This is a genomic window from Streptomyces sp. NPDC054849, from assembly GCF_053610945.1.
This window is the reverse complement of record NZ_JBSGZI010000024.1, coordinates 58,912-80,755: the sequence shown is the minus strand read 5'-3', so window position 1 is coordinate 80,755 and position 21,844 is coordinate 58,912. Positions and strand designations below refer to the sequence as shown.

Here is a 21,844-nt window from a genome sequence, read left to right as displayed (position 1 = left end):
TATCTGCACCTGCGCCTGCGCCGGTGCAGCCCGCACCGAGTACCCCGCCCGCGGTCACCGCCCCCGAACCGGCCCCGCCACCCCAGGCCGAACTCGACGCCCTCGCCCGGCGCCTCGTCGCACCGCTCTCGCGGCTGCTGCGCGCCGAGCTGCGCGGGGACCGCGAACGCCTGGGCCGCCTCCGGGACCGCTGACCGACCGCAGGACGGCCGAGCACGTACCGCCCGCGCCGTACCGCCACCCGCACCGCACCGCCCCGCCCGCACCGCGACACGCACCCGCACACGAACAGAGGGTCCCGCATGCCCACGCCACCGGACGCCGGCTCCACCGTCTTCTTCAAGCTCAGCATCGACGGCCAGAACCTCGGGCTGTTCAACGGCTGCGACGGGCTCTCCTCCCAGGTCGAGGTCGAGCAGCACCAGGAGGGCGGGAACAACGGGTTCGTCTGGCAACTGCCGACGCGCGTCACCTTCTCCACCATCCGCCTCACCCGCCCCCTGACCGCCGACACCGCCCGCGTCGCGGCCTGGATCTCCTCCCTCGCCACCGGCATCACCCGCCCCACCGCCCAGATCGCCGCCCTGCGCGCCGACGGCTCCGTCGTCGCCCAGTGGGGGCTCGTGGAGGTACTGCCGGTGCGCTGGACCGGGCCGACGCTGAACCCGGCCAGCCCTTCCGTCGCCACCGAGACCCTGGAGATCGCGCACCACGGGTTCACCGACGCCGGAGGGATCTGACGTGCCCGCACCCACCGGCGGCCGCGCCGCCGCAGGCCTCTCGCGCGCCTCCCTCGCCGTCCACCAGCCGCCCGCCCGGCTCGGCGGCTCGGTCGGCGGCCTGATCGGCGAGGTCCGCTTCCAGTTCAATCCGCGTCAGCTCCAGCTGTCCCGGTCCGCGCAGTGGCGCAGCGAGCCCGCCGTCGCGTACACACGCGGTGCTCCGCCGAAGTTCACCGGGGTCACCCCGGCGCAGCTGCGCGTGGAGGTCTTCCTCGACGCTTCCGGCACTCCGGGCGCGAGCACCGTACAGAGCCAGGTGGAACTGCTGCTCTCCTGCTGCGAGGTCACCGAACAGAGCGTCGGCACCAAGGCTCCCTCGCCGCCCTGGGTGAAGTTCTCGTGGGGCTCCTTCAGCACGGTCCAGCTGACCGCGTTCGTGACGCACGCGAGCGCCACCTATACCCTTTTCAGCCCCAACGGCACGCCCCTGCGCGCCACTTGCTCGATGTCCCTGACCGAGATCCCGAGTGAGTCCAAGCGCCAGAACCCGACCTCGGGCGCGCTCTTTGCGCGCCGGGTCCACCGAACGGTGGCCGGTGACACGCTCGCCTCCCTCGCCTGGCGCGAGTACGGGGACCCGACCCGGTGGCGGCTGATCGCCGAGGTGAACGGCATCGACGACCCGATGCGGCTGCGTCCCGGAACCGAACTCCTTCTCCCTGCAGGCTCGGAGCGTGCCACATGAGCGAGACCACCTTCACCACCCTCCTCCACGTCCAGCTCGGCGGCTCTCCGCTCCCCGACCCGCTGGCCACCCTGCTGACCGAGGGCTGGGTGGACGCGAGTGTGAACGTGCCCTCCGCCTTCCAGCTGACCTTCACGGACGGCGATGGCACCCTGACCCTGCTGTACCCCCAGCTCACCGTCGGCTCCAAGGCGGTGATCAGCCCCTTCACGGACGGTGTCCGCGGCACTCCGCTGATCACCGGCGAGGTCACCGCGCTGGAGGTGGACACCGAGCCCGGCGCCGGGCGCCGGCTCGTGCTGCGCGGCTACGACCCCGGCCACCGGCTGCTGCGCAATCGGCGGGTCGCGGGCTACCCGCAGATGACGGCGTCGGACATCGTGCGGAAGCTGACCGGGCAGTGCGGGCTGGAGCTGGGTCGGGTGGAGCCCACGCCGACCGTGTACGAGCTGGCCACCCAGCCCGGCATCACCGACTGGGACTACCTGTCCCGGCTGGCGGCCGAGAACGACGTCCGGCTCTCCTTCGACGCCGAGGGGAGGCTCGACTTCGCCCCGCTCGCACCCGCAGCGGGTGCGCCGGCGGACACCACGCCCGCGCTGCAGAGCCCGTACGTTCTGGAGTTCGGCCGCAACACCCTGCAGAGCAGGATCGCGCTGACCTCCGCCGGCCAGGTGGGTCAGGTGACGGTGCGCGGCTGGGACATGACGGCCAAGCGGCCGCTGGCCGCCTCGGCGGCCGCCGGAACCACCCAGGACATCATGGCCGACGTCACCGCGGCGCAGCTGACGGCCGCCTTCGGGAAGGCGGGGCTGGACGCCACGCGGGTTCCCTACACGACCCCCTCGGAGGTCACGCACGCCGCCCGCGCGCTCGCCGACGACGTCGCGGGGTCGTTCGGGGAGCTGGAGGTGGCGGTCACGGGGAATCCGGGGCTGATGCCGGGCCGGCCGGTGGCGGTGAAGGGCGCCGGATTCCCCTTCGAGGGCAAGTACACGGCGACCGGTGTCCGTCACGTCTTCGCCTCGGGCCAGCCGTACGTCACCTGGCTGACCGTCTCCGGGCGACAGTTCCGCTCGCTCTACGGACTCGCCTCGGGCGGAGGCGCAGGATCGGGCGGCGAGCCGGCGGCGCCGCTGCCGGGGGTGGCCGTCGCGCTGGTCACCAACATCAAGGACCCGCTGGACCTGGGCCGCGTACGGCTGCGCTTCCCCTGGCTCTCGGACACGTACGAGAGCGGCTGGTGCCGGGTCGCGCAGTTCGGCGGCATCGGCGGCGGCGGGCTCCTCCTGCCGAACGTCAACGACGAGGTGCTGTGCGCCTTCGACCGCGGCTCCCTGGAGCACCCGTACGTACTCGCCGGGCTCTACAACGGGGTCGACCGGGCGACCCGTGAACCCGACGGGATCGCGGCGGTCGACCCGACCTCCGGGCAGGTGAACTGGCGCTCGCTCACGGCGCGCAGCGGACACACGGTGGAGCTCCTGGAGCGGACCGGGACGGCGCGCGCGTCCAGCGGCATCCGGCTGCGCACCGGCGACGGCGGCATGACCGTCCAGCTCAACGAGGCGCAGACCACGCTCACCATCAGCAGCGACGGCACGGTCACCATCCACGGCGCCCGCGGGGTCGAGGTGGACTCGGGTGGAGACCTCACGCTGTCGGCGACCGGCGCGCTGAACCTCAGCGCGGGCCGCGGACTGCACCTGAAGGCGGGCCTCGGGATGGACGTGAAGACACGGCTGGGTGTCGACGTGCAGACGCCGGGCCGGGTCGCCGTCCAGGCGATCGGGAACGTCGGCATCACGGCCGCGACGGTGTCGCTGATCGGCGTCACGACACGCAACGGGGTGCCGTTCTAGGGCATCCGGGCAAGGCGCACACAGCGCGCGGGGCGCACTGCGCAAACGCAAGGCGCAGGCGCAAGGCGCAAGGCGCAGGGCCCAGAGCGCAAGGGCGCAACGGGCGCAGGGCGCACGGTGCAGGGCGACGATTCGGAAACGTTGAGGGAACGAGCAGATGAGCGAGCACTTCGTCGGGGCCGGGTGGGCCTTCCCGATGCGGATCGACCCGGGCGGGGCCATCGCGCTGGCCCGCCGGGACCGCGAGGTGGAGGAGGCGATGCGCCTGGTCCTGGCGACGGCCCCCGGCGAGCGGCCGATGCGCCCGGAGTTCGGCTGCGCGGTGCACGACCTGGTCTTCGCGCCGGCCAACGACGCGACGGCCGGGCGGATCCGGTACGAGGTCCGCACCGCACTGGACCGGTGGGAGCCGCGGATCGAGGTGCGGGAGGTGACCGTGACCCCGGCGCCGGACGACCCCGCCGTGCTGCACATCGACGTGCGGTACACGGTGCGCGGCACGAACAACCCCCGCAGCCTCGTCTTCCCCTTCTACGTGATTCCCGCCGAGGGCGGCGACGCGGACCCCGCCGACGGCCACCACCCCACCACCGGCTCCCCGGCCCCCAGCGAAAGCGGACGACACTGATGGCCCTGCCCGCACCCCGGCTCGACGACCGGCACTTCCAGCAGTTCGTGGACGATGCCAAGCGGTACATCCAGCGACGCTGCCCCGAGTGGAGCGACCACAACGTCTCCGATCCCGGGGTCACCCTCATCGAAGCCGTGGCCCACATGGCCGACCAGCTGGTCTACCGTCTCAACCGGGTTCCGGAGAAGAACCAGCTGGCCTTCCTCGACCTGCTGGGCATCACGCTCTTCCCGCCGTCGGCCGCCCGTGCGCCGGTGACGTTCTGGCTCGCCGCGCCCCAGCCAGAGCCGGTGGTCCTGCCCGCGGGGACCGAGGTGGCCACCGGTCGCACGGAGACCGACGAAGCGGTGGTCTTCGCCACGGAGAGGGATCTGACCCTGGTCCCGTGCACCCTCTCCCACCTGCTCTGCCAGGGCTCGGGGGCCGCACCCGTCGACCGCACGCAGGAGGTCCGGGCCGGGGTGGACGTGCCCGTGTTCACGGAACTCCCTCAGGCGGGAGATCTGTTGCTGTTCGGACTGTCGGCGGCGCTGCCCGGCTGCGCGGCGGTCCTGCGGGTGGACAGCAGGGTCGACGGTGTGGGCGTGGACCCCCGCCAGCCCCCTCTGGCCTGGGAGGCCTGGACGCCCGACGGCTGGACGGCCTGCGAGGTCGCCTCCGACTCCACGGGCGGCCTCAACCGGCCCGGCGACGTGGTACTGCACCTGCCGACGGGGCACACCCTGTCCCGGCTGGGCGGACTGGAGGCCGGCTGGGTGCGCTGCCGGGTGACGGCGCCCCGGCCCGGTCAACCGTTCTACACGTCCTCGCCGACCGTGCGGGACGCCGACGGTTTCACCATCGGGGGTACGGTCACCGCCTCGCACGCGGAGTTCGTACGGGAGGAGCCGCTCGGGGAGGCCGAGGGCGTGCCGGGACACCGGGTGCGGCTCGCGCACGTACCGGTGGTGGGCGACGTGCTGCTCGACGTCTCGGACGGGGCGGGCTGGCAGCGGTGGCGGGAGGTCGCGGACTTCTCGGCCTCCGCGTCAGGGGACCGGCACTTCACCCTGGACGCGACGACCGGCGAGATCGCCTTCGGACCGGCGGTACGGGAACCCGACGGCTCGCTGCGGCAGTTCGGTGCCGTCCCGGCCAAGGGTGCGGCCGTACGGGCGACCCGCTATGGGGTGGGCGGCGGCCGCGGCGGGAACGTGGCGCGGGGGGCGATCCAGGTCCTGCGCAGCTCCATCCCGTACATCGCGAGGGTGGAGAACCGGGAGGCCGCCCGGGGCGGGGTCGACGGGGAAACGGTCGACGAGGCCCGGCTGCGGGCGCCGATCGCCCTGCGCGCGCAGGAGCGGGCGGTGACCGCACGGGACTACGAGGAGCTGACCCGGCGGGCCGCCCCGGAGGCCGCCCGGATCCAGTGCCTGGCCGCCGGCACGGAGGCACCGGCCGACGCGGGGGCCGTCGGGGAGAACGCGGTCCGCGTGCTGGTGGTGCCGCAGGCCGTGACGGATCGGGGCGGCCGGCTGCGCTTCGAGCAACTGGTGCCGGGCGACGAACTGCTGTCCCGGATCACCGGGTTCCTCGACGAACGCCGCCCGCTGGGGACCAGGCTGGCGGTCGGGCCGCCCTTCTACCAAGGGGTGACGGTGGTGGCCACCGTCCACAGCTACCGGTCGGCCACCGCGGATCTGGTACGGGAGGACGCCCTCGACGCCCTGTACACGTACCTGGATCCGCTGACGGGCGGATCGGACGGCCGCGGCTGGCCCTTCGGCCGGTCGCTCCGCTCGGGGGAGGTCTTCGCGGCCCTCCAGCGGGTGCCGGGGGTGGAGTTGGTCGACGAGGTGCTGCTCCATCCGGCCGACCCGCTGACCGGGCGTCGCGGCGACGCCACGGACCGGGTCGATCTCGGGCCGTCCGCGCTGCTCTTCCCCTTCGACCACCGCGTCCGCGTGATCGAGGCCCTGTGACCGGCCCCGGCCCCGGCCCCGGCGCAAGCCCCGCCACCGGCCCCGGCCCCGGCCCCGGCACCGGCACCGGCATCGGTGGCGGCACCAGTGCGCGTGGCGCCCTCGACGGGCTGGAGTCGCCGCGTCCGCTGGGCCTCGCGCTGCCCGCGGTCTACGCGGACGACGACCTGGCCCAGCGGTTCGTCACCGGGCTGGACTCGATGCTGGCGCCCGTCTTCAACGTGCTCGACTGCCTGGAGGCGTACTTCGACCCGGCGCTCGCCCCGGCCGACTTCGTCGACTGGCTCGCGGACTGGGTCGGAGCCGAGCTCGGCGGCGACGAACCCGTGGCGGTACGCCGGCACGCCGTGGCCACCGCCACCGCTCTGCACCGGCGGCGCGGCACCCGGCACGGTCTGGCCGAAGCGGTGCGGCTGTGCTTCGGGGTCCGGCCCGAGATCACCGAGAGCGGCGGCGCCTCCTGGTCGGCCAAGCCGCTCGGGCCGTTCCCCGGCGCACCGCGGGCCGCGCTGCACGTCACCGTACGGCTGCCCCGCGAGCCCGCGCCGGGCGACCGGCACCGGCTGCACGCGGTCGTCGCCGCGGCCCGGCCCGCGCATCTGCCGTTCACGGCCGAGCTCCTGGCCGCCATCCCGCTCCACTCCTCTGTTCCGGAAGGGAACTGACACACCATGTCCGCAGCCCGGACCACTGCTCCCTGCCCCGAGTGCGCCGCTCCCTCGCGTACGACGGGTCAGTCCTTCTGCGACTCGTGCGGCGCCTTCCTGCGCTGGGACACGGCCGGCTCCTCGGGGGCGGCCGGCTCCTCCGGCGCGCCCGGCTCCTCCGGCTCCGCCCCCGTCGGCGGTGACGCGAACCCCGCCGAAGCGCCCACCGCGCCGCTCCCCGTGGTGTCGCCCGAGCCGGCCGGCGCAGCCGCCGACTCGCCACCCACGGTCTCCCCCTCCTCGGCCGCTTCCACCGACGCTGCCGCCGGCCCCGGGACGGTCGCCGCCCCCGACGCGACCGCCGGCTCCGACGCGGCCCGCGCGCTGCTGGTGCCCGTACCCGCGGCCGAGGAGGCTCACAGCCCGGCCGAGCGGCCCGGGGGCGTCCTGCCCGGGCGGCCCGAGGCGGCCCGTCCGCGCGTACGGGCCCCACAGCCGGCCGCAGCAAGGCAGCAGGGCCCGCCGTGCCCCGCCTGTGCCACGGCGAACGCCCCGCACCGTTCCTTCTGCCGCTCCTGCGCCTCCCCCCTGGGCACGCGGCGCGAGGTGTCGCAAGAGGGCCCCTTCGCAGGGCAGCGGCCGTCCCTGCGGCGGGAGCGGCGCAGATGGATCGTGCGGGCGGTCGTCGTGTCGGCCGTCGTCCTGGTGGCCGTGGGCGGTCTGATCGGAGGGCCGCCGGCCGCCCGCGCGGTCCAGGACCACTTCGCCAAGCGCGTCGCCGTGCGCCCCACCGCCTGGAGCGCCTCCCACGCCGCCGAGGGCCGCGGCCCCGAACTCGCCTTCGACGGCTACTCCAACACCTGGTGGGGCACGGGGTACGCGGGCGATTCCAACGGCCAGCACCTCCAGGCGGACTTCGCCCAGCCCATGGACCTGCTGGCGGTGCTCATCACGCCGGGCACCTCCAAGCGCCCCGGCCAGGCGGCCGACCAGGCCCGTCCGCAGGAGGTGGACCTGGTCGTGACCGACTCGGCCGGGCGGGCCCGCACCCTGCACAAGGTCCTCAACGACGGCGGCGTCCAGCGCGTCGACGTCCGCGGCCGCGACACGGTGTCCGTGCGCATCGTCCTGCGATCGGCTTACGGCAGCGGCCAGGACCGCCAGGTAGCGGTGGCGGAAGTCGAGTTCTTCGGCCGCTCGCGCACCTGAACCGGGCGACGCGACCGCCCGGCCGGGGCCCTCCCCTCGCGCCGGCGCACGCCGCCGGACGGGAAAAACGCTTGGACTGCGCGGGCGGTGTCGCGGGACACTGCGGATCCTGGCCTGCCGGTATCCCGGTGTCGGCGTCGCTCCGGGCGGCGCGGGGGTTTCGGCCGGGGCAGGCCAGGCCCTTCTCCGAGAAGCACGTGGCGCGCCGCCACACGACGACACGGGGTTGCCATGGGATCGTCTGCATCACGCGAAGGTCCGCCGGGCAGGGGCCCGGTGCTCCTCGCCCTGCGCTACTACGGACGGGAGTTGGCCCGGCTGCGCCGGCTGGCGGTGCCGGCGATGCTGCTCCCGGCGCTGGGCAACATCGGCATCAACTACATCGCGCCGCTGGTCGTCGCGAAGCTCGTCGGCACAATCGCCGGGGACACCGGTACCGGGATCGGCTCGATGCTGCCCTACGTCCTCGCGTTCGCCGGCGTGCTGCTGCTCGCAGAGACGCTGTGGCGCATCGGCCTCCACTGCCTGAACCGCGTCGACGCCCGCGGCGTCGAGCACCTGTACGTGATCGGCATGGACGAACTGTTCGCCAAGGACGCCACGTTCTTCCACGACAACTTCGCCGGGTCGCTGACCAAACGGGTCCTGAGCTTCGCCTCACGCTTCGAGGAGTTCGTCGACACCCTGACCTTCTCGGTCGTGGGCAGTTTCGTGCCACTGGTGTTCGGGTCAGTGGTGCTGTGGCACTACGAACCGCTGCTCGTCGTCGGGCTCCTGGCCCTCATCACTCTGACGGCGCTGTGCGTGCTGCCCCTGATCCGTCGCCGCCAAGCCCTCGTCGACCAGCGGGAGGCGGCGATCGCCCGGGTGTCGGGCCACGTCGCCGACAGCCTCATGAACATGGACACGGTCCGGGCGTTCGCCGCCGAGGAGCGCGAGGCCGCCGAACACCGCTCGCGCGTCGCGGAGTCCCGGCGGCTCATGCTGCGTTCGTGGGACTACGGCAACCTGCGCATCGACACGCTCGTCGCACCGATGTCCGTGCTGACCAACGCGCTGGGCCTGCTGCTCGCCGTGACGCTCGGCGGGGGCCGACTCGGCGTGGAGGCGGTCGTCGTCGCCTTCACCTACTACGCCAACGCGACCCGGATCATGTTCGAGTTCAACCAGATCTACCGCCGCATGGAAAGCTCGATGACGGAGGCGGCGCAGTTCACCGAACTGCTGCTGACGCCCCCGACCGTGCTCGACCCGGAGTCTCCGGAGCCGCTGCGGCCCCGGGCCGCGGATGTGCGGTTCGAGCGCGTGACGTTCGCCCACGGGGGTGGCAAGCCGCTCTTCGAGGGCCTCGACCTGGACGTGCCCAGTGGGGCGAAGGTCGGTCTCGTCGGCCGGTCCGGCGGGGGCAAGACCACGCTCACCCGGTTGCTGCTGCGGATGACCGACATAGACGTCGGCCGGATCCTGATCGGAGGACAGGACATCAGCAGACTGCGTCAGGCCGACCTGCGCAGCCTGATCGCCTACGTACCCCAGGACCCGGCGATGTTCCACCGGACGCTGCGGGAGAACATCGCGTTCGCCCGGCCGGACGCCACCGAGGCCGAGATCCGCCGTGCGGCCGAGGCGGCGCACGTCACGGAGTTCGCCGATGCGCTTGCGGACGGCTTCGACACCATGGTGGGCGAGCGCGGCATCAAGCTGTCGGGCGGGCAACGCCAGCGCGTCGCCCTGGCCAGGGCGATCCTGCGCGACGCGCCGATCCTGCTGCTCGACGAGGCGACCAGCGCGCTGGACTCGGAGAGCGAGATCCTCGTCCAGGAAGCGCTGTGGCGGCTCATGGAGGGACGGACGGCGCTCGTGGTGGCGCACCGGCTGAGCACCGTCGCCGGCATGGACCAGCTCGTCGTCCTCGACCGCGGCCGGATCGTCGAACAGGGCACGCACCGGGAACTGCTCACCTCGCAGGGCGCCTACGCGAAGCTGTGGCAACACCAGTCGGGCGGCTTCCTCGCCGACACCCCCGCCCGCTCCGACCTGAACCGCACGTGAGCACGCCACGCCGGGCGAGGCCCCTCCGGAGGGCGGAGCCTGCACGACGGACCGGCACGGCGTCCACGCGGTCGGCGAACGCCGCCGGTTGACGACCGCGACCTCACTGCACGCTGAAGCCGTGCGGATGGGCGGGGTCGTGCGGGCACGCGAAGACGTTGAGTCTGCCGAAGTTGCCGACGGCGACTCCCGTCGGGCGGCTCGAGCCGGGAACGGGGGCGTCCGCGTCCTCTGCCGGGCGCCAGCTTTCGCTGTCGGAGCGCCACTCGTACGAGTCGACGGTCAGCAGCAGGACCATCGCGTGGCCGCAGCCGCCGCATTCCATGGACCCGGGGCCGGTGACGTTCCAGGCGGCGTGCCCTCCGGCCTTCCAGCCGGGGGCGATCGACAGGTCGCTCTGGTAGCTCGGCGGGACGGCGGCCGGGAAGCCGTCCCCGGTCCCGTCCCCCGTCTCGTACGCGGCCTCCTCCTGCGCGTCCTCCCACTCCTCGACGCGTTCGCCGAGTTCGCCGGTCAGCAGCTCGATGTACGGATACTCGGTGACCCGCTCCGGGTGCAGCACGCAGGGGCTCGGCACGTAGCCGTCGAAGCCGACCGGCCCGGGCTCCGGCTGCGCCGCCGCCACCTCGCGGACTTCCGAGGACCGACGCCACCGCAGTCGCACGTGCATACCGTGCCCCGTGGGCCCGTGCGCATCGAACGGGCACCAGAACACCTGCAGCAGGTCGCAGCCGTCCGGTCCGGCGGGCAGGTCCGGGACGTCCCGGCTGTAGAGCTGCGCCACGGCGAGCAGCGGCCCGCTGTGCTCGTGCGGTTCGTCGCACTCCGGCCACGGCTCGCCGACGGGCCACAGCAGGGGGCCGCCCACGTGGCTGTCGCCCGTCGTCGGGGTTCCGGCGCGGGGGTGCAGCCGTGTCGTCGTGGCGCGTTGCGCGGCCAGCCCGGGGAACAGCGCTTCGACGTCCAGGGGCCGCGGCGGGGTGGTGAAGGTCATGCGGCAGAAGCTACAAGCACCCGCCGGTGGCCGGTCTGCGGGGCCCGGTACGGCTTTGCGCAGGGGCCGGTGGGACGGCCGAGCATCCCGGAGGCGAGTGTTCCACCTGCTTGGCTTAGGCTGACCCCCATGGTGGGGCAATCGAACAAACGACAGCGGGTCATCACCGCCGTCATCTCCTTCGTTGTGGCGACGGTCGCGACGATCGTCGCGGCTTCGTCGCCGTCCCCGTCGGCATCCGAGTCGACGGGAGGCGCCGGCAGCGGCTTCCAACGGCCCCCCGAGCCGCCCAAGGAACACGACCTGCGTCTCGGCGTCTCCTACGGTGACACGCTGACCTGGAAGTCCGACGAGGGCCTGGAGGCCGCCCTCAACGACGCGGTCGGCCTCGGCACGAAGTGGATCCGGGTGGACCTGGCCTGGAACAACATCCAGCCCGACACCCCGAACAACTACAACTGGAAGCGTTTCGACCGCGTCGTCACGGCGGCCCGGGAACGCAACCTGGAGATCCTGGCCACCATCGCGTACACCCCCGCGTGGGCGCGCTCCGCATCCTGCTCCGACGCCCGGCCCTCCTGTCCGCCAGCCGACCCCAAGCGGTTCGCCGCCTTCGCCAAACTCGCGGCACTGCGCTACGCACCGCAGGGCGTGCACACGTGGGAGATCTGGAACGAGCCGAACCTCCCGCAGTTCTGGTACCCCAAGCCCGACGCGAAGGCCTACACGACGCTGCTGAAGGCCACCGCCAAGTCGTTGCGTGAGGCGGACCCGACGGCGTACCTGCTGATGGGCGGGCTCGCCGCGGTCGGTACCTGGGAGAAGATCAAGTACGTCTCCCACGTCGACTTCCTGGAGCAGGTCTCCCAGCTCGGCGGGAACAAGGTCGTCGACGCGCTCAGCTACCACCCCTACGCCTGGCCCCAGCTGCCGCACGACGGCAAGGTCTTCAAGGAGATCAGCAGCGCCGGTGAGAACCTGGTGGGCGTCGCCGAACGGCACGGGACGCCCGGGATACCCGTCTGGCTGACGGAGACCGGTGCGCCCACCAACGGTCCGGGCAACGCCGCGGCCGACGAGAAGTCCCGCGTGGACAACATCACCCACGTGACCGAGGCGTTCCAGGCGAGGATCGCCACCGACACCGTGCCGACGGCGGCGCAGGACAAGTACGTGGCGGCCGTGTTCTGGTTCGCCCACCAGGACACGGCCACGGGCGACGACAAGAGCCACTCCAAGTACTACGGGCTGCGCCGCTACGACGGCTCGGCGAAGCCGGCGTTCTCCACCCTGCGGACCGCCATCGAGGAATACAAGAAGAAGCATCCCAAGTAGGGGCAGCGGGGAGCGGCGAGCGGGGAGCGCTACAGGGACCGGAACAGCTCCAGGTACCGGGCCAGGAGGCGGTCCCACGCGAAGCGCTCCCCGGCCGATCGCCGCCCCGCCGCGCCCAGCCGGTCCGCCAGCGTGCCGTCCTCCAACAGCCTCCGGCAGGCCGCGGCCAGAGCCCCTGCGTCCCCGGGCGGCACCAGCAGCCCGGTGCGGCCGTCCTCGATGACGTACGGAATGCCGCCCACCGCCGAGCCGACCACGGGCGTGCCGCACGCCATGGCCTCCACGAGCACCATGCCGAACGACTCGGCCTCGGTCAGCGACGGCAGGGCCAGTACGGCGGCCTCGCGGACCGCCTCCACCAGCTCCGGCCCGGTCAGTTCCCCGGACGCCGAGACCCGGTCCCCGACTCCGAGGGACTTCGCCAGCGCGAGGTGGTCGGCCACCGCGTCGCCGCCGCCGACGAGGCGCAGCCGCGCACCGGGCACCTCGGTCAGGGCCCGGACCAGGACGTCCACGCCCTTCCACGCCGAAGAGCGGTCGATACGGCCCACGTACAGGAGGACCGGCTGCCGCTCGGAGGGCGGCGCGCCCGGTGTGAACCGGGCGGTGTCCACCCCCGGGCTGATCTCCAGCGCGCCCGGTCGCTCCGCCGCCAGGGAGACCGGGGAGACGGCCACCAGCGCGCGGGCCCGTGCGAACACACGGGGCAGCACCCGGCGTTCGTACAGGCCGATGAGCCGGTCCGCGGCGCCGGTGCCGGAGCCGCCCTTGTGCATCGAGCCCGCGTGGTACGTCAGCACCGACGGCCGGCGTCCCGCCACGGCCACCGCGAGGTCCCCCAAACCCGGTACGGGCGCGTGCGCGTGGACCACGTCGGCGCCCGTCCGTCGCAGCCAGTACCGCACCTGCAACGGCCACAGCGGGCTCAGGGGGGTGTTGGACAGCCGGACCCAGGTGCCCAGACGGATCACCCGCACGCCGTCCTCGACGGTGGTCCCGGTCCGCAGGCCGGTACGGGTGGTGAGGACGACCACGTCGAGATCGGGGGCGTCGCACACGGCGCGGGCGACCCGGGCGGCGTACTGCTCGACCCCGCCGAGGTGCGGCGGATAGTAGGGGGTGACGACGGCCACCGTACGGCGCTTCACGCGGCGGCCCGCAGCAGTTCCGGGAAGCGCTCGGCCTCGGCGACGTAGCCGGGCAGGCGCCGTGCCAGCTGCTCCCGGTAGCCGGTGTCCTCGTGCAGCAGCGGCTCCACGAGTGCCCACAGCCGGGCGTGGGTGACGTCCGCGATGGGCAGCACGTACGCGCCGAGGCCGAGGTCGGCCATGATGCCCCGGGTCTTGTGTTCGTACTCGATGGCCACGCACGGGACGCCGCTGGTCAGGGAGAAGATCACCGAGTGGAAGCGGGTGCCGATCAGCAGGGCGCACTCGCCGTAGACGCCCTTGAGGTCGCGGTAGTCGACGCTCTCCTCGATCAGCAGCGGCGCCCCGGCGCAGTGGGCGGCGATCCGGCGCTCCACGATCCGGTCGTCGTCGCCCAGGTAGTCGGTGCTGACCTGGGGGATGAGCACGACGCGGGCGCCGGTGGCCTGCACGGCGTCGATGGTCTCGGCCAGGGCGCGCTCGTAGGCGTCCTGCGCGGCCGGCGCGAGCCAGCGCCTGGCCGTGACGCCGACCAGCCGCTCGTGCGGGCCGACGCCGAGGCGGGCCCTCCAGTCGGAGAGGGGCGGTGGGTCGAAGGCGAAGCCGGAGTCGACTCCCCGGACGACGGCCGAGGCGGGCAGTCCACAGCCGCGCAGCTGGTCCACGCTGACGTCCTCGCGGGCGAGCACCAGCGGGGAGCGGCCCAGGGCCCGGGCGACGAGCCGGCGCTGGGCGACGGCCGGGAACGGCCCGTAGGACTGCGGGGCGAAGACGACCGGTACGCCCGCCCGCTGCGCCAGGAGGACGGGCAGGAGCACGAAGAAGACGTTCTGGTGGCCGTCGAGCCCGGGGCGGGCCAGGACGTAGGCGCCTCCGGTGGAGACCACCAGATCGGCATCGGCCAGGGCGTCCGCCTCCCGCCGTGCCTCGGCCGGCAGAACCCGTCGCAGGAGGGCGGCCGCGGGGCGGGGGAGCAGCAGCAGCCCGGCGCCGGCGGCGCCGACCCACAGCTTGCGCAGGAGCCGGCGGGCCAGGGAGACGGTCCCGTCGGCGACGTGACGGCGGATCGAGCCGAGGTTGGGGGCGTCCTCGAAGTCGGGGTGCACGGAGGGGTCCTCCATGCCCGCGACGCGGACGTCGGCGTCCGGGAAGGCCTCCCGGATCTGGCGCAGGCAGACGGACAGCAGCGCGGCGTCGCCGGCGTTCTCCCGGACGTAGGCGTTGATCACCACGATCTTCACGGGCGGTACCTCTCGGCAGTCGGTGCGGCGGACGCCGGGCCCGGAAGGCGGACGGCGCGCAGTTGAAGGGTGTCGACCGGAGACCAGCCCGGCCCGGGGTCGACGTCCGGCTCCGGAGGACGGGGCGCGGAGGGCCGGCCGCGCAGCAGGGCGGCCGTGGCGAACAGCCCGGCGGCCAGGTTTCCCAAGCCCCAGGCGAAGCCCACCCAGATCAGCCCGCGCGGTGCCCACAGCACGGACAGGCCGATGGTGGTGCAGGCGAGGATGACGTTGGCGGTGATCAGTCGTCTCATGCGCTGCGCCAGTTTCAGCCCGAAGCAGGCCCACGTGTTGAGGGCCACGGGCAGCGCCGCGATCGCCAGCACGCTCAGCAGGCCCCGTGCGGTGGACGCGTAGTCGGCGCCGAACATGAGCAGGAGCAGCCCGCTGCCGGAGGCGACCACGGCGACGGCGGGAACCTGCACGGTGGCGATGATCTTTGCGGAGCGGCGTAGCAGCTCGCCGAAGCGGGACTCGTCGGAGGACACCTCGGCGAAGACGGCCTCACCGATGGCGGTGGAGACGGAGTTGAGCAGCGCGGCGATCTGGAACGCGACGAAGTAGTAGCCGGCCTCCGAGGCCCCCAGCTTCTGCAGCACGATCAGCGGTGTGACCAGCACGGGCGCCAGGTTGATCAGGCTGGAGACGTAACTGGCGACGGAGAAGCGGAGCTGTTCGCGCAGACGGGTGCCGCGACTGCGGAAGTCGAAGCGGAAGCCCAGGCGGCGGTGCAGCAGCAGCAACGCCGCCGCCACCGCCACCACGTAGCCGATGCCCGCCGAGCCGACGATGCCGACCGCGCCGAACCCGACGAGGGCGACCGGGGCGGCGATCTTGGCGAGGCCCTGCAGGATGCCGTCGAACAGCACGTTGTACTGCGCCATGCGGGCGCTGATGAAGACGGCTTTGACGAGCAGGTTCACCGCGGCGCAGGCGCAGAACAGTACGAAGAGGACGGCGAGATGGGGGTGATCCCGGATGAACAGCAGCTTGTGCCCGTACCAGGGCAGTCCCAGCAGGTAGAGGCCGGCGGCGGCGCAGGACACCAGCACGACCAGGGCCATGGACTGGGTGACCTGCCCGTTGCGGGCCGTGTCGTCCGCGGGGAAGCGGATCAGGGTGCTGTTGAGGCCGAACATGCTGAGGTAGGCCAGCAGGGAGGTCGCCGAGATCAGCGAGGTGGCCAGCCCGACCTGCTCGGGAGGGTAGAAGCGGGCGACGACCACCCAGAACAGGAAGCTGAGCCCGGCCGTCGTCACCGTCGATGCCAGCAGGAAGAAGGAGCTCCGGAACATCTGGTCCGCAGGGCGGGCATGCCTACCCACGGAGGGAGTCCCGGTAGTGGCCGAGCAGCGCCGTCACGTGCCGCTCCCAGCCGAAGGAGTTCACGGCCAGCGCACGCGCGGCGGCCCCCATCGAGGCCCGCCGCAGGGGGTCCGCGACGAGGGAGTCCAGCGCGGTGCGCAGCGCCGCCGTCTCACGCGGCACCAGCAGCGCGACCTCGTGGTCCAGACCGTAGGGTGCGTATCCGGGATCGTCGGTGGTCACGACGGGCATACCGGAGGCCATGGCCTCCTGAACGGTCAGCGGGAAGCCCTCGGCGGTGGACGGCAGGGCGAAGACGTCGCACGCCCGGTAGACCTCGGCGAGGTCCTCGGCGGACAGGGCGCCGAGGTGGTGGACTCCGGGCCGCCCGGCCAGTGCGGCACCGTCGCCGTCACCGGCGAACACGAGGTCGTACGCGGCCTCGGGCGCGTGGGCCTCCAGAAGCAGCCCGTAGCCCTTCTTGGGCACGAGCCGGCCCGCGAACAGCACCAGTGTCCGCTCGGCGGGCAGGCCGAACCGCGCGCGGACCGCCGCCCGCTCCGCGGGACCCGTCGCCGGCCGGAACAGCTCCGTGTCCACGCCGTTGGAGAGGTGGCGGTGGGCGCCGGCGGCGGCGCCGAGACGGCGGACGAACGCGGCGACGTCCGCGTTGACGGTGAAGACCCGGCGGGCGCGGCGCAGCTGGGGGCGGCCGGCGAGGGCGTAGACGACGTGCTGCACTCCGCGCACCAGCGCCGACGGGTGCGCGACCAGGCCGACGTGCTGGGTGACCACGGTCGGGGTCCGGGTGACGGCGGCGGCCAGTCCGGCGGCCCAGGAGGAGGCGTACAGGCAGTCGTGGACGTGGACGACGTCGGCGTGGCGGGTCCGGCGCAGCGCGGCGGACAGCAGCGCGGGGGAGAACAGCGGGAAGGGGACACCGGCCCGGCGCTCCACCGCGTTCGACGCGGCGACGCGCACGACGCGGACACCGTCCTCCTGGCTCGTCCCGCCGCGCTCCCCGCTGGTGAGGACGGTGACGTCGGCGCCCAGGCGGGTCAGGTGCAGGGCCTCGTTGCGGACGACGTTCTCGATACCGCCCACGTGCGGCGGGTAGTAGTGGCTGACGAGAAGGACCCGCGGCTGCGGCTGCGTTCCGTTCACCTGTAGATCACGGCCCCTTCGTTGCTGTAGATCAGGTTGCGGGTCGCATCGAGCAGGTTCCGCGGATACCGGTAGGTCACCAGGTCGCCGCGGAAGAAGACGGTGACCTCGTCCTTGCGGGTCGGCGTGTTGCCCAGCAGCACGTAGGACTGGGAACGCAGCAGCGCGGGGTGGACGCTGTCCTGCGCCCGCACGGTGAACAGGGTCTGGAGCCGGCTGAAGGAGTACCGGTCGGTCTGCACGACGACGTCGTCGCCGCCCGCCCGCCGATTGAGCCACATCGCGGCCCGCCGGTCCTCGGCGTGCGGATAGTAGATGTCGTAGGAGGGCCCCGAGTTGCTGAGCGAGAGCTGCGCCGGATAGCCGCCGAGGACCCTGGGCACCACACCGGTCAGGTCGAGCAGCAGCCCCGCGACCACCACGCACAGGACGGGGACGGCCCGGCGCCCCGCCCACCGGACCGCCCAGAGCGCGCCGGCGGCGATGAACGGCGCGAAGAACAGCAGGCCCTGCTGGAACGCGCGCAGCACGCTGTAGTCCACCGACAGCTGCGGCACCAGCGTGAACAGCGCCATCATCGCCAACGCGCCCGCAGTCAGGGTGACCTGGTCCCGGACGGGGGCGAACGCACTGTTGCGGCCCCGTACCGCGACCACGAAGCCGACCAGGACGAGGAGCTGGAGCAGCAGGGCCGCGGCTTGGCGCAGGACCCCGTTCAGCCCCGGCACGCTCACGCCCACGGAATCGAGTGCCCGTCCGGCGGTGGTCAGCGGCAGGTTCTCCTTCTCCACGGCGGGCGTCGGATACTTCGAGATGCCCTCCAGCGGCGGGTATTTGCCTTCGGCGCGGTCGGCCCGGGTATGACCGACGGTGTCCTCACGGTATTCGGCGAGCCGCTGTTCGGGTGTGACCCCGCCGCCGCCGAAGAGGCTGTAGCGGGTGTCGGAGGAGCCGCCCTTGGCGCCGCCCGACCCGAACAGATCGCTCGCGACGACCCGCAGGGTGCTCTCCAGCTGCCCGCCCGTGTGGGTGAGCGGGCCCGCCCACAGCAGGGCGAGCGCCGCCGGAACGGCCACGATCCACCAGGTCAGGAAGGTGAGGGCGGCGTTCTCCCGGCGCTTGTGCCGGGGTTCGCGGCGGGCCCGGCGCGCGCGCCGCTGCTCGCGGCGCTTCCGGCGGGAGGCCAGCCGCCAGGCCTTGTCCACGGCGAAGGCCGTCGCCAGCGTGCCGACGATCACGTAGATCGTCGAGTAGTGCGACAGGACCACTCCGGCCAGCAGCACCGTGAACACCACGCGCCGCAGGGGCAGCGGCCGCCGCGCGTCCGTCAGCACGAGCATCGCGCAGCCCAGCAGGAGGAAGGCGATCGCCTGCCGGCCCAGGAACGGCATGTCCGTGAAGAACGTCGGGAACGCCATGAAGAACACGGCGGAGAGCAGCGCCACGAGCGGGGACGCCACGTTGCGCACCGCACGGTGGACCAGCACGGGGGTCAGCGCGAACAGCAGCGGCAGGACGGCCTTGAAGACGTAGATGTCCTCGATCCCGGTGAGCCGGAACAGGCTCACGGGGAGCAGGGTGATGCTCAGGCACGCGTTGTACGGGTCGGTGTAGGCGGAGATGTCCCAGAACTCGCCGCCGAGGGTGAGCCGGAAGTAGAGGTACTCCCGCTGGATGTCGTGCCCGGTGATGTACCAGCCGCGCAGCGAGGTCAGCAGGAGCAGGGCGGCGGACGCCGCATAGATCCCCGCCTCCACGACGGGCAGCGCGTAGCGGCGGCGGCGCAGCAGCAGGAGGACGAGCAGCGCGGTGACGACGACCAGGGCGGCGGTGGAGACCGTCCCGCCCAGGCCGTTGTTGAGGCGGATCGGGCCGGCCACGGAGAGAACCAGGGCCGCCCCGGCCGTCCACGCCACCGGGCGGGCGCCGCGCCGCGGCCCGCCGCGCAGCAGCGGCGTCTGCGGCTCGGGCGCGAAGACGCCGAGGACGAGGAGTACCGCGGTGGTCGCGGCGGCCAGCACCAGCCGGGTCAGGGGGCGTTCCACCCCGACCAGCGGCAGCAGCGTGTTCACCGCCAGGGCCACCAGGATGTCCAGGACGACGGTGAGACCGACCGCCAGCAGCACCGAGCCGCTCCGCGTGGAAACCACCCTGTCGGTGAGGCCGCGCAGCAGAAGGACGGGAGCGACGAGGAGCAGCCACAGTCCGACGGGAGCCAGCAGGAGCCCGGGAACGCCGGGCATCGTCTCGACGGCGCACGCGGGGCCGAGGCTCAGCAGGATGCCGAGCCGCCCCCGCAGCCAGGGGGAGACGGTCATATGCCGGCCCTCCGGTAGACGTGCTCCACCTGCTGGGCCACTTCCTCCCAGGTGTGCCGGCGGGCCCGCTCGGCACTGCGCTCGGCCAGCTCGCGGCGCAGCTCCGGCTCCGCGGCAAGGCGGTCCACAGCGGCGGCGAGTGCGGCGGGTTCGGGCGCGGCCAGCAGGCCGACGCCGCCGAGCAGCTCCGTGTTGCCCGGTACGTCGGTGGCGAGCACCGGCAGTCGGGAGGCCATCGCCTCCAGCGCCACCAGCGGCATGCCCTCGCGGTCGGAGGGCAGGACGAAGGCGTCGGCGCCCCAGTACGCGGCGAGGAGCTCCTCGCCGTGCAGGGGGCCGGTGAACTCGACGTGCGCGTCCAGTCCGAGCCGGGCCGCCCGCGCGCGCAGCTCGCCGCCGAGTTCGCCGTCGCCGACGATGCGCAACCGGACCGGCGCGCGGACCAGGCTCATCGCGTCGAGCAACCGTGCCACGTTCTTCTGGGCGCTGAGGCGGCCGACGTAGAGCAGCTCCAGCGGCCGGGGTACGGCCACGTCGGATGCGGCGGGCAGGGCGGCCGGGTCGGATGCGGCGGACCCGGCCGGGCGGAAGAACTCCGGGCCGACGCCGTTGGGCACCACGTGCACCCGTGAGGCCGGCACCCGGTAGGCGTCCTGGACGAAGCGGGCCTGTTCCCCGGTGAGCACGATGACCGCTGCGGCGGCGCGCGCGACCCTGCCGAAGACGTGCTTCTTGTAGGCCGGCAGGAGCCCGCCGAGGCGCCCGCTGGCGTCCACGTCGAGGTGGAAGTGGAGCAGGAACGGCTGTCGCCGCAGACGGGCGGTGAGCGCCACCGCCTCCGGCAGCAGGGCGTGCGCGCAGTGCGCGTGCAGGACGGAGCCGCGCGGCGCGGTCAGCAGGGAGAGGAGCATGCCGGGGGCGATCGCGGTGTGGGCGACCTCGACGGCGCGGTGCCGTCGTACGGCCACGCCGTCCTCCAGGGCGCGCCGCGGGGCGCCGCCGGAACCGAGCCCGGTGGTGACGACGCGTACGTCGTGGCGTTCGGCGAGCCGCCGCGACAGGTGCAGGACGACGCGTTCGAGGCCGCCGAGATGCGGTGGGTAGTACGGACTGATCTGGAGAACGGTGCGCATCAGAGTTCCGGGGGCTGGCCGAAGCGGAAGTGGAGGGTCTGGGGGTGGTCGACCAGGGAGAGCCGGATCATGTCGACATCGGCCCCCTTGGCGCGCACCCGGGCCGTCACCGCGACCGCTGCGCCCTGATGTGGCTCGACCTTGTAGGTCTCGGTGGCCAGCACCTTGCCGTCCTTGGCCTCCACGGTGAGCTTGACGAACAGCGTGCGTGCCCCGGAGCCGTGGTCGTTCAGGGCGAAGGGCGCGAGGACGCTCGCCCCGTCGAAGCGCGGGTTCTCGGTGAAGTAGAGCTCGATGAAAGAAGACTGTTGACGCGTGAACGAGTCCAGCAGTACCGTCCGCACGGGCGGCACGGCCCAGGCGCCCGCGCACAGACCGGTGCCCAGGGCGAGCACCAGGGCGGCCCTGATCAGACGCTTCCTCATACCGTGGTGTGCCGCCGCTCACGGCTCGGGCGCCGGCCGTCGGCGCTGCGGCGGAAGCGGTGCTCGAAGAGCTGGCGCAGGTTCGCCATGCCGTCGGGCAGCGCGTTGAGCTTGACCTCGCCCTGGCGGTTGCGGTATTCGATCGGCACTTCGAGGTACCGGAAGCCCGCGCGGGTCGCGGCGTTCTTGATCTCCTGGGAGAAGGCCATGCCGGTCGACAGCACGTCGACGCCGTCCCAGACGTAGCGGCGGAAGACCCACATCCCGGATTGCGAGTCGCGCAGGCCGTTGCGGAACAGGGCCCGGCTCAAGGCGCTCAGGGCGTGGTTGGCGATGGTGTGGGACGTCTTCATCGCCGAGCGGTTCTCACGCCGCAGCCGGTCCGTCGTCATGAACTCGACGTCGTGCTCGGTCAGCGTGAGCAGCAGCTCGGGCAATGCGTCGAACGGATAGGTGCAGTCGGCGTCGCCGGTGGCTATGACGTCGCCCTTCGCCACACGGAATCCGGCGTGGTAGGCGTTGCCGTAGCCCCGCGCCGGCTGGGAGACGACCTTGGCGCCGAGTGAGGCGGCCACGGCGGCCGTGTCATCCGTGGAGGCGTTGTCCACGACTATGACCTCGGTCTCCCAGCCCATGGCCCTGAGCTCCGCGGTGGGCACCGAATCCACCACGGTCGGCAGATTGGGCGCCTCGTTGAGCGCGGGAATCACGATGGAAAGCGTATTCAATGCATCCCCCGGTGCCAGACGAGAACGACGGCTCAGGAGCGCCATGGCACTTGAGGAGCCTTCACGTCGTGGAGTCTTGGCCCGCACGCCCGACGTCGGGCGCTCTGTTGAGTGTTCTGTCGGACGGACATCGGCCCCGCGATCGGGGCCAGCGGAGACCTTAGCCGAATCGCGAGGCACCCATC

19 protein-coding genes are annotated in these 21,844 nt (G+C 73.0%); 10 read left to right on the top strand and 9 right to left on the bottom strand.

The genetic code is table 11. The features are described from left to right. Nucleotides 1-23 precede the first annotated feature (23 nt). The 9 genes from ACWGIF_RS13995 (at nucleotide 24) to ACWGIF_RS13955 (ending at nucleotide 9,829) form a co-directional block, all read left to right on the top strand. Nucleotides 24-194 (top strand): hypothetical protein, encoded by a 171-nt coding sequence (locus ACWGIF_RS13995; protein WP_453495942.1) that lies wholly within the window; start codon nucleotides 24-26, stop codon nucleotides 192-194. A gap of 108 nt (nucleotides 195-302) precedes the next feature. Continuing rightward, nucleotides 303-740, top strand: a complete 438-nt coding sequence (locus ACWGIF_RS13990; protein WP_453495939.1) for a phage tail protein — start codon at nucleotides 303-305, stop codon at nucleotides 738-740. Nucleotide 741: 1 nt separating this feature from the next. Further along, nucleotides 742-1,467, top strand: a complete 726-nt coding sequence (locus ACWGIF_RS13985; RefSeq protein WP_453495936.1) for a CIS tube protein — start codon at nucleotides 742-744, stop codon at nucleotides 1,465-1,467. Beyond that, nucleotides 1,464-3,329, top strand: coding sequence for a VgrG-related protein (locus tag ACWGIF_RS13980; RefSeq protein WP_453495933.1), 1,866 nt, complete (start codon nucleotides 1,464-1,466; stop codon nucleotides 3,327-3,329). The genes ACWGIF_RS13985 and ACWGIF_RS13980 overlap by 4 nt, the downstream gene beginning before the upstream one ends. Before the next feature lie 157 nt (nucleotides 3,330-3,486). Continuing rightward, a complete protein-coding gene (locus ACWGIF_RS13975; protein WP_453495930.1) occupies nucleotides 3,487-3,957 on the top strand; it encodes a GPW/gp25 family protein in 471 nt (156 codons plus the stop codon). Next, entirely contained in the window at nucleotides 3,957-5,921 is a 1,965-nt protein-coding gene (locus ACWGIF_RS13970) for a putative baseplate assembly protein (RefSeq protein ID WP_453495927.1), read from the top strand. Before ACWGIF_RS13975 ends, ACWGIF_RS13970 begins: the two co-directional genes overlap by 1 nt. 71 nt (nucleotides 5,922-5,992) lie before the next feature. Then, a complete protein-coding gene (locus tag ACWGIF_RS13965; RefSeq protein ID WP_453495970.1) occupies nucleotides 5,993-6,586 on the top strand; it encodes a phage tail protein in 594 nt (197 codons plus the stop codon). 6 nt (nucleotides 6,587-6,592) lie between these two features. After that, nucleotides 6,593-7,777, top strand: coding sequence for an NADase-type glycan-binding domain-containing protein (locus ACWGIF_RS13960; protein ID WP_453495924.1), 1,185 nt, complete (start codon nucleotides 6,593-6,595; stop codon nucleotides 7,775-7,777). Nucleotides 7,778-8,008: 231 nt separating this feature from the next. Next, nucleotides 8,009-9,829 carry an ABC transporter ATP-binding protein gene (locus tag ACWGIF_RS13955; RefSeq protein ID WP_453495921.1) on the top strand — a complete coding sequence of 607 codons (1,821 nt, stop codon included), beginning with the start codon at nucleotides 8,009-8,011 and terminating at the stop codon, nucleotides 9,827-9,829. A gap of 103 nt (nucleotides 9,830-9,932) precedes the next feature. Here the strand turns inward: ACWGIF_RS13955 and ACWGIF_RS13950 are convergent, their stop codons facing one another. Next, entirely contained in the window at nucleotides 9,933-10,823 is an 891-nt protein-coding gene (locus tag ACWGIF_RS13950; RefSeq protein ID WP_453495918.1) for a hypothetical protein, read from the bottom strand. 129 nt (nucleotides 10,824-10,952) lie between these two features. Here ACWGIF_RS13950 and ACWGIF_RS13945 point away from each other — a divergent pair, with 129 nt between their 5' ends. Next, entirely contained in the window at nucleotides 10,953-12,158 is a 1,206-nt protein-coding gene (locus tag ACWGIF_RS13945) for a cellulase family glycosylhydrolase (RefSeq protein WP_453495915.1), read from the top strand. 29 nt (nucleotides 12,159-12,187) lie between these two features. Here ACWGIF_RS13945 and ACWGIF_RS13940 read toward each other — a convergent pair whose 3' ends face one another. From ACWGIF_RS13940 to ACWGIF_RS13905, 8 genes are read right to left on the bottom strand one after another with little or no spacing between them, the layout of a single operon-like run. After that, nucleotides 12,188-13,306 carry a glycosyltransferase family 4 protein gene (locus ACWGIF_RS13940; protein ID WP_453495912.1) on the bottom strand — a complete coding sequence of 373 codons (1,119 nt, stop codon included), beginning with the start codon at nucleotides 13,304-13,306 and terminating at the stop codon, nucleotides 12,188-12,190. Next, nucleotides 13,303-14,547 carry a polysaccharide pyruvyl transferase family protein gene (locus ACWGIF_RS13935; RefSeq protein ID WP_453495909.1) on the bottom strand — a complete coding sequence of 415 codons (1,245 nt, stop codon included), beginning with the start codon at nucleotides 14,545-14,547 and terminating at the stop codon, nucleotides 13,303-13,305. The genes ACWGIF_RS13940 and ACWGIF_RS13935 overlap by 4 nt, the downstream gene beginning before the upstream one ends. Further along, entirely contained in the window at nucleotides 14,544-15,911 is a 1,368-nt protein-coding gene (locus tag ACWGIF_RS13930; RefSeq protein ID WP_453495906.1) for a lipopolysaccharide biosynthesis protein, read from the bottom strand. Before ACWGIF_RS13930 ends, ACWGIF_RS13935 begins: the two co-directional genes overlap by 4 nt. Beyond that, nucleotides 15,904-17,055 (bottom strand): glycosyltransferase family 4 protein, encoded by a 1,152-nt coding sequence (locus ACWGIF_RS13925; protein ID WP_453495903.1) that lies wholly within the window; start codon nucleotides 17,053-17,055, stop codon nucleotides 15,904-15,906. Before ACWGIF_RS13925 ends, ACWGIF_RS13930 begins: the two co-directional genes overlap by 8 nt. Beyond that, complete coding sequence (locus ACWGIF_RS13920) at nucleotides 17,052-19,373, bottom strand: DUF2206 domain-containing protein (RefSeq protein WP_453495900.1); 2,322 nt, start codon at nucleotides 19,371-19,373, stop codon at nucleotides 17,052-17,054. The genes ACWGIF_RS13925 and ACWGIF_RS13920 overlap by 4 nt, the downstream gene beginning before the upstream one ends. Beyond that, nucleotides 19,370-20,506, bottom strand: a complete 1,137-nt coding sequence (locus ACWGIF_RS13915) for a glycosyltransferase family 4 protein (RefSeq protein WP_453495897.1) — start codon at nucleotides 20,504-20,506, stop codon at nucleotides 19,370-19,372. The genes ACWGIF_RS13920 and ACWGIF_RS13915 overlap by 4 nt, the downstream gene beginning before the upstream one ends. Further along, entirely contained in the window at nucleotides 20,506-20,931 is a 426-nt protein-coding gene (locus ACWGIF_RS13910; RefSeq protein WP_453495894.1) for a hypothetical protein, read from the bottom strand. Before ACWGIF_RS13910 ends, ACWGIF_RS13915 begins: the two co-directional genes overlap by 1 nt. Then, nucleotides 20,928-21,641, bottom strand: a complete 714-nt coding sequence (locus ACWGIF_RS13905; protein WP_453495891.1) for a glycosyltransferase family 2 protein — start codon at nucleotides 21,639-21,641, stop codon at nucleotides 20,928-20,930. The genes ACWGIF_RS13910 and ACWGIF_RS13905 overlap by 4 nt, the downstream gene beginning before the upstream one ends. Between the last annotated feature and the right edge of the window lie 203 nt (nucleotides 21,642-21,844).

Bases quoted from the DNA above. Each gene is read 5' to 3' on its own strand.
- ACWGIF_RS13970 (WP_453495927.1), top strand. From the start codon at position 3,957: ATGGCCCTGCCCGCACCCCGGCTCGACGACCGGCACTTCCAGCAGTTC.
- ACWGIF_RS13945 (WP_453495915.1), top strand. From the start codon at position 10,953: ATGGTGGGGCAATCGAACAAACGACAGCGGGTCATCACCGCCGTCATC.
- ACWGIF_RS13975 (WP_453495930.1), top strand. From the start codon at position 3,487: ATGAGCGAGCACTTCGTCGGGGCCGGGTGGGCCTTCCCGATGCGGATC.
- ACWGIF_RS13960 (WP_453495924.1), top strand. From the start codon at position 6,593: ATGTCCGCAGCCCGGACCACTGCTCCCTGCCCCGAGTGCGCCGCTCCC.
- ACWGIF_RS13915 (WP_453495897.1), bottom strand. From the start codon at position 20,506: ATGCGCACCGTTCTCCAGATCAGTCCGTACTACCCACCGCATCTCGGC.
- ACWGIF_RS13990 (WP_453495939.1), top strand. From the start codon at position 303: ATGCCCACGCCACCGGACGCCGGCTCCACCGTCTTCTTCAAGCTCAGC.
- ACWGIF_RS13950 (WP_453495918.1), bottom strand. From the start codon at position 10,823: ATGACCTTCACCACCCCGCCGCGGCCCCTGGACGTCGAAGCGCTGTTC.
- ACWGIF_RS13980 (WP_453495933.1), top strand. From the start codon at position 1,464: ATGAGCGAGACCACCTTCACCACCCTCCTCCACGTCCAGCTCGGCGGC.
- ACWGIF_RS13955 (WP_453495921.1), top strand. From the start codon at position 8,009: ATGGGATCGTCTGCATCACGCGAAGGTCCGCCGGGCAGGGGCCCGGTG.
- ACWGIF_RS13910 (WP_453495894.1), bottom strand. From the start codon at position 20,931: ATGAGGAAGCGTCTGATCAGGGCCGCCCTGGTGCTCGCCCTGGGCACC.
- ACWGIF_RS13920 (WP_453495900.1), bottom strand. From the start codon at position 19,373: ATGACCGTCTCCCCCTGGCTGCGGGGGCGGCTCGGCATCCTGCTGAGC.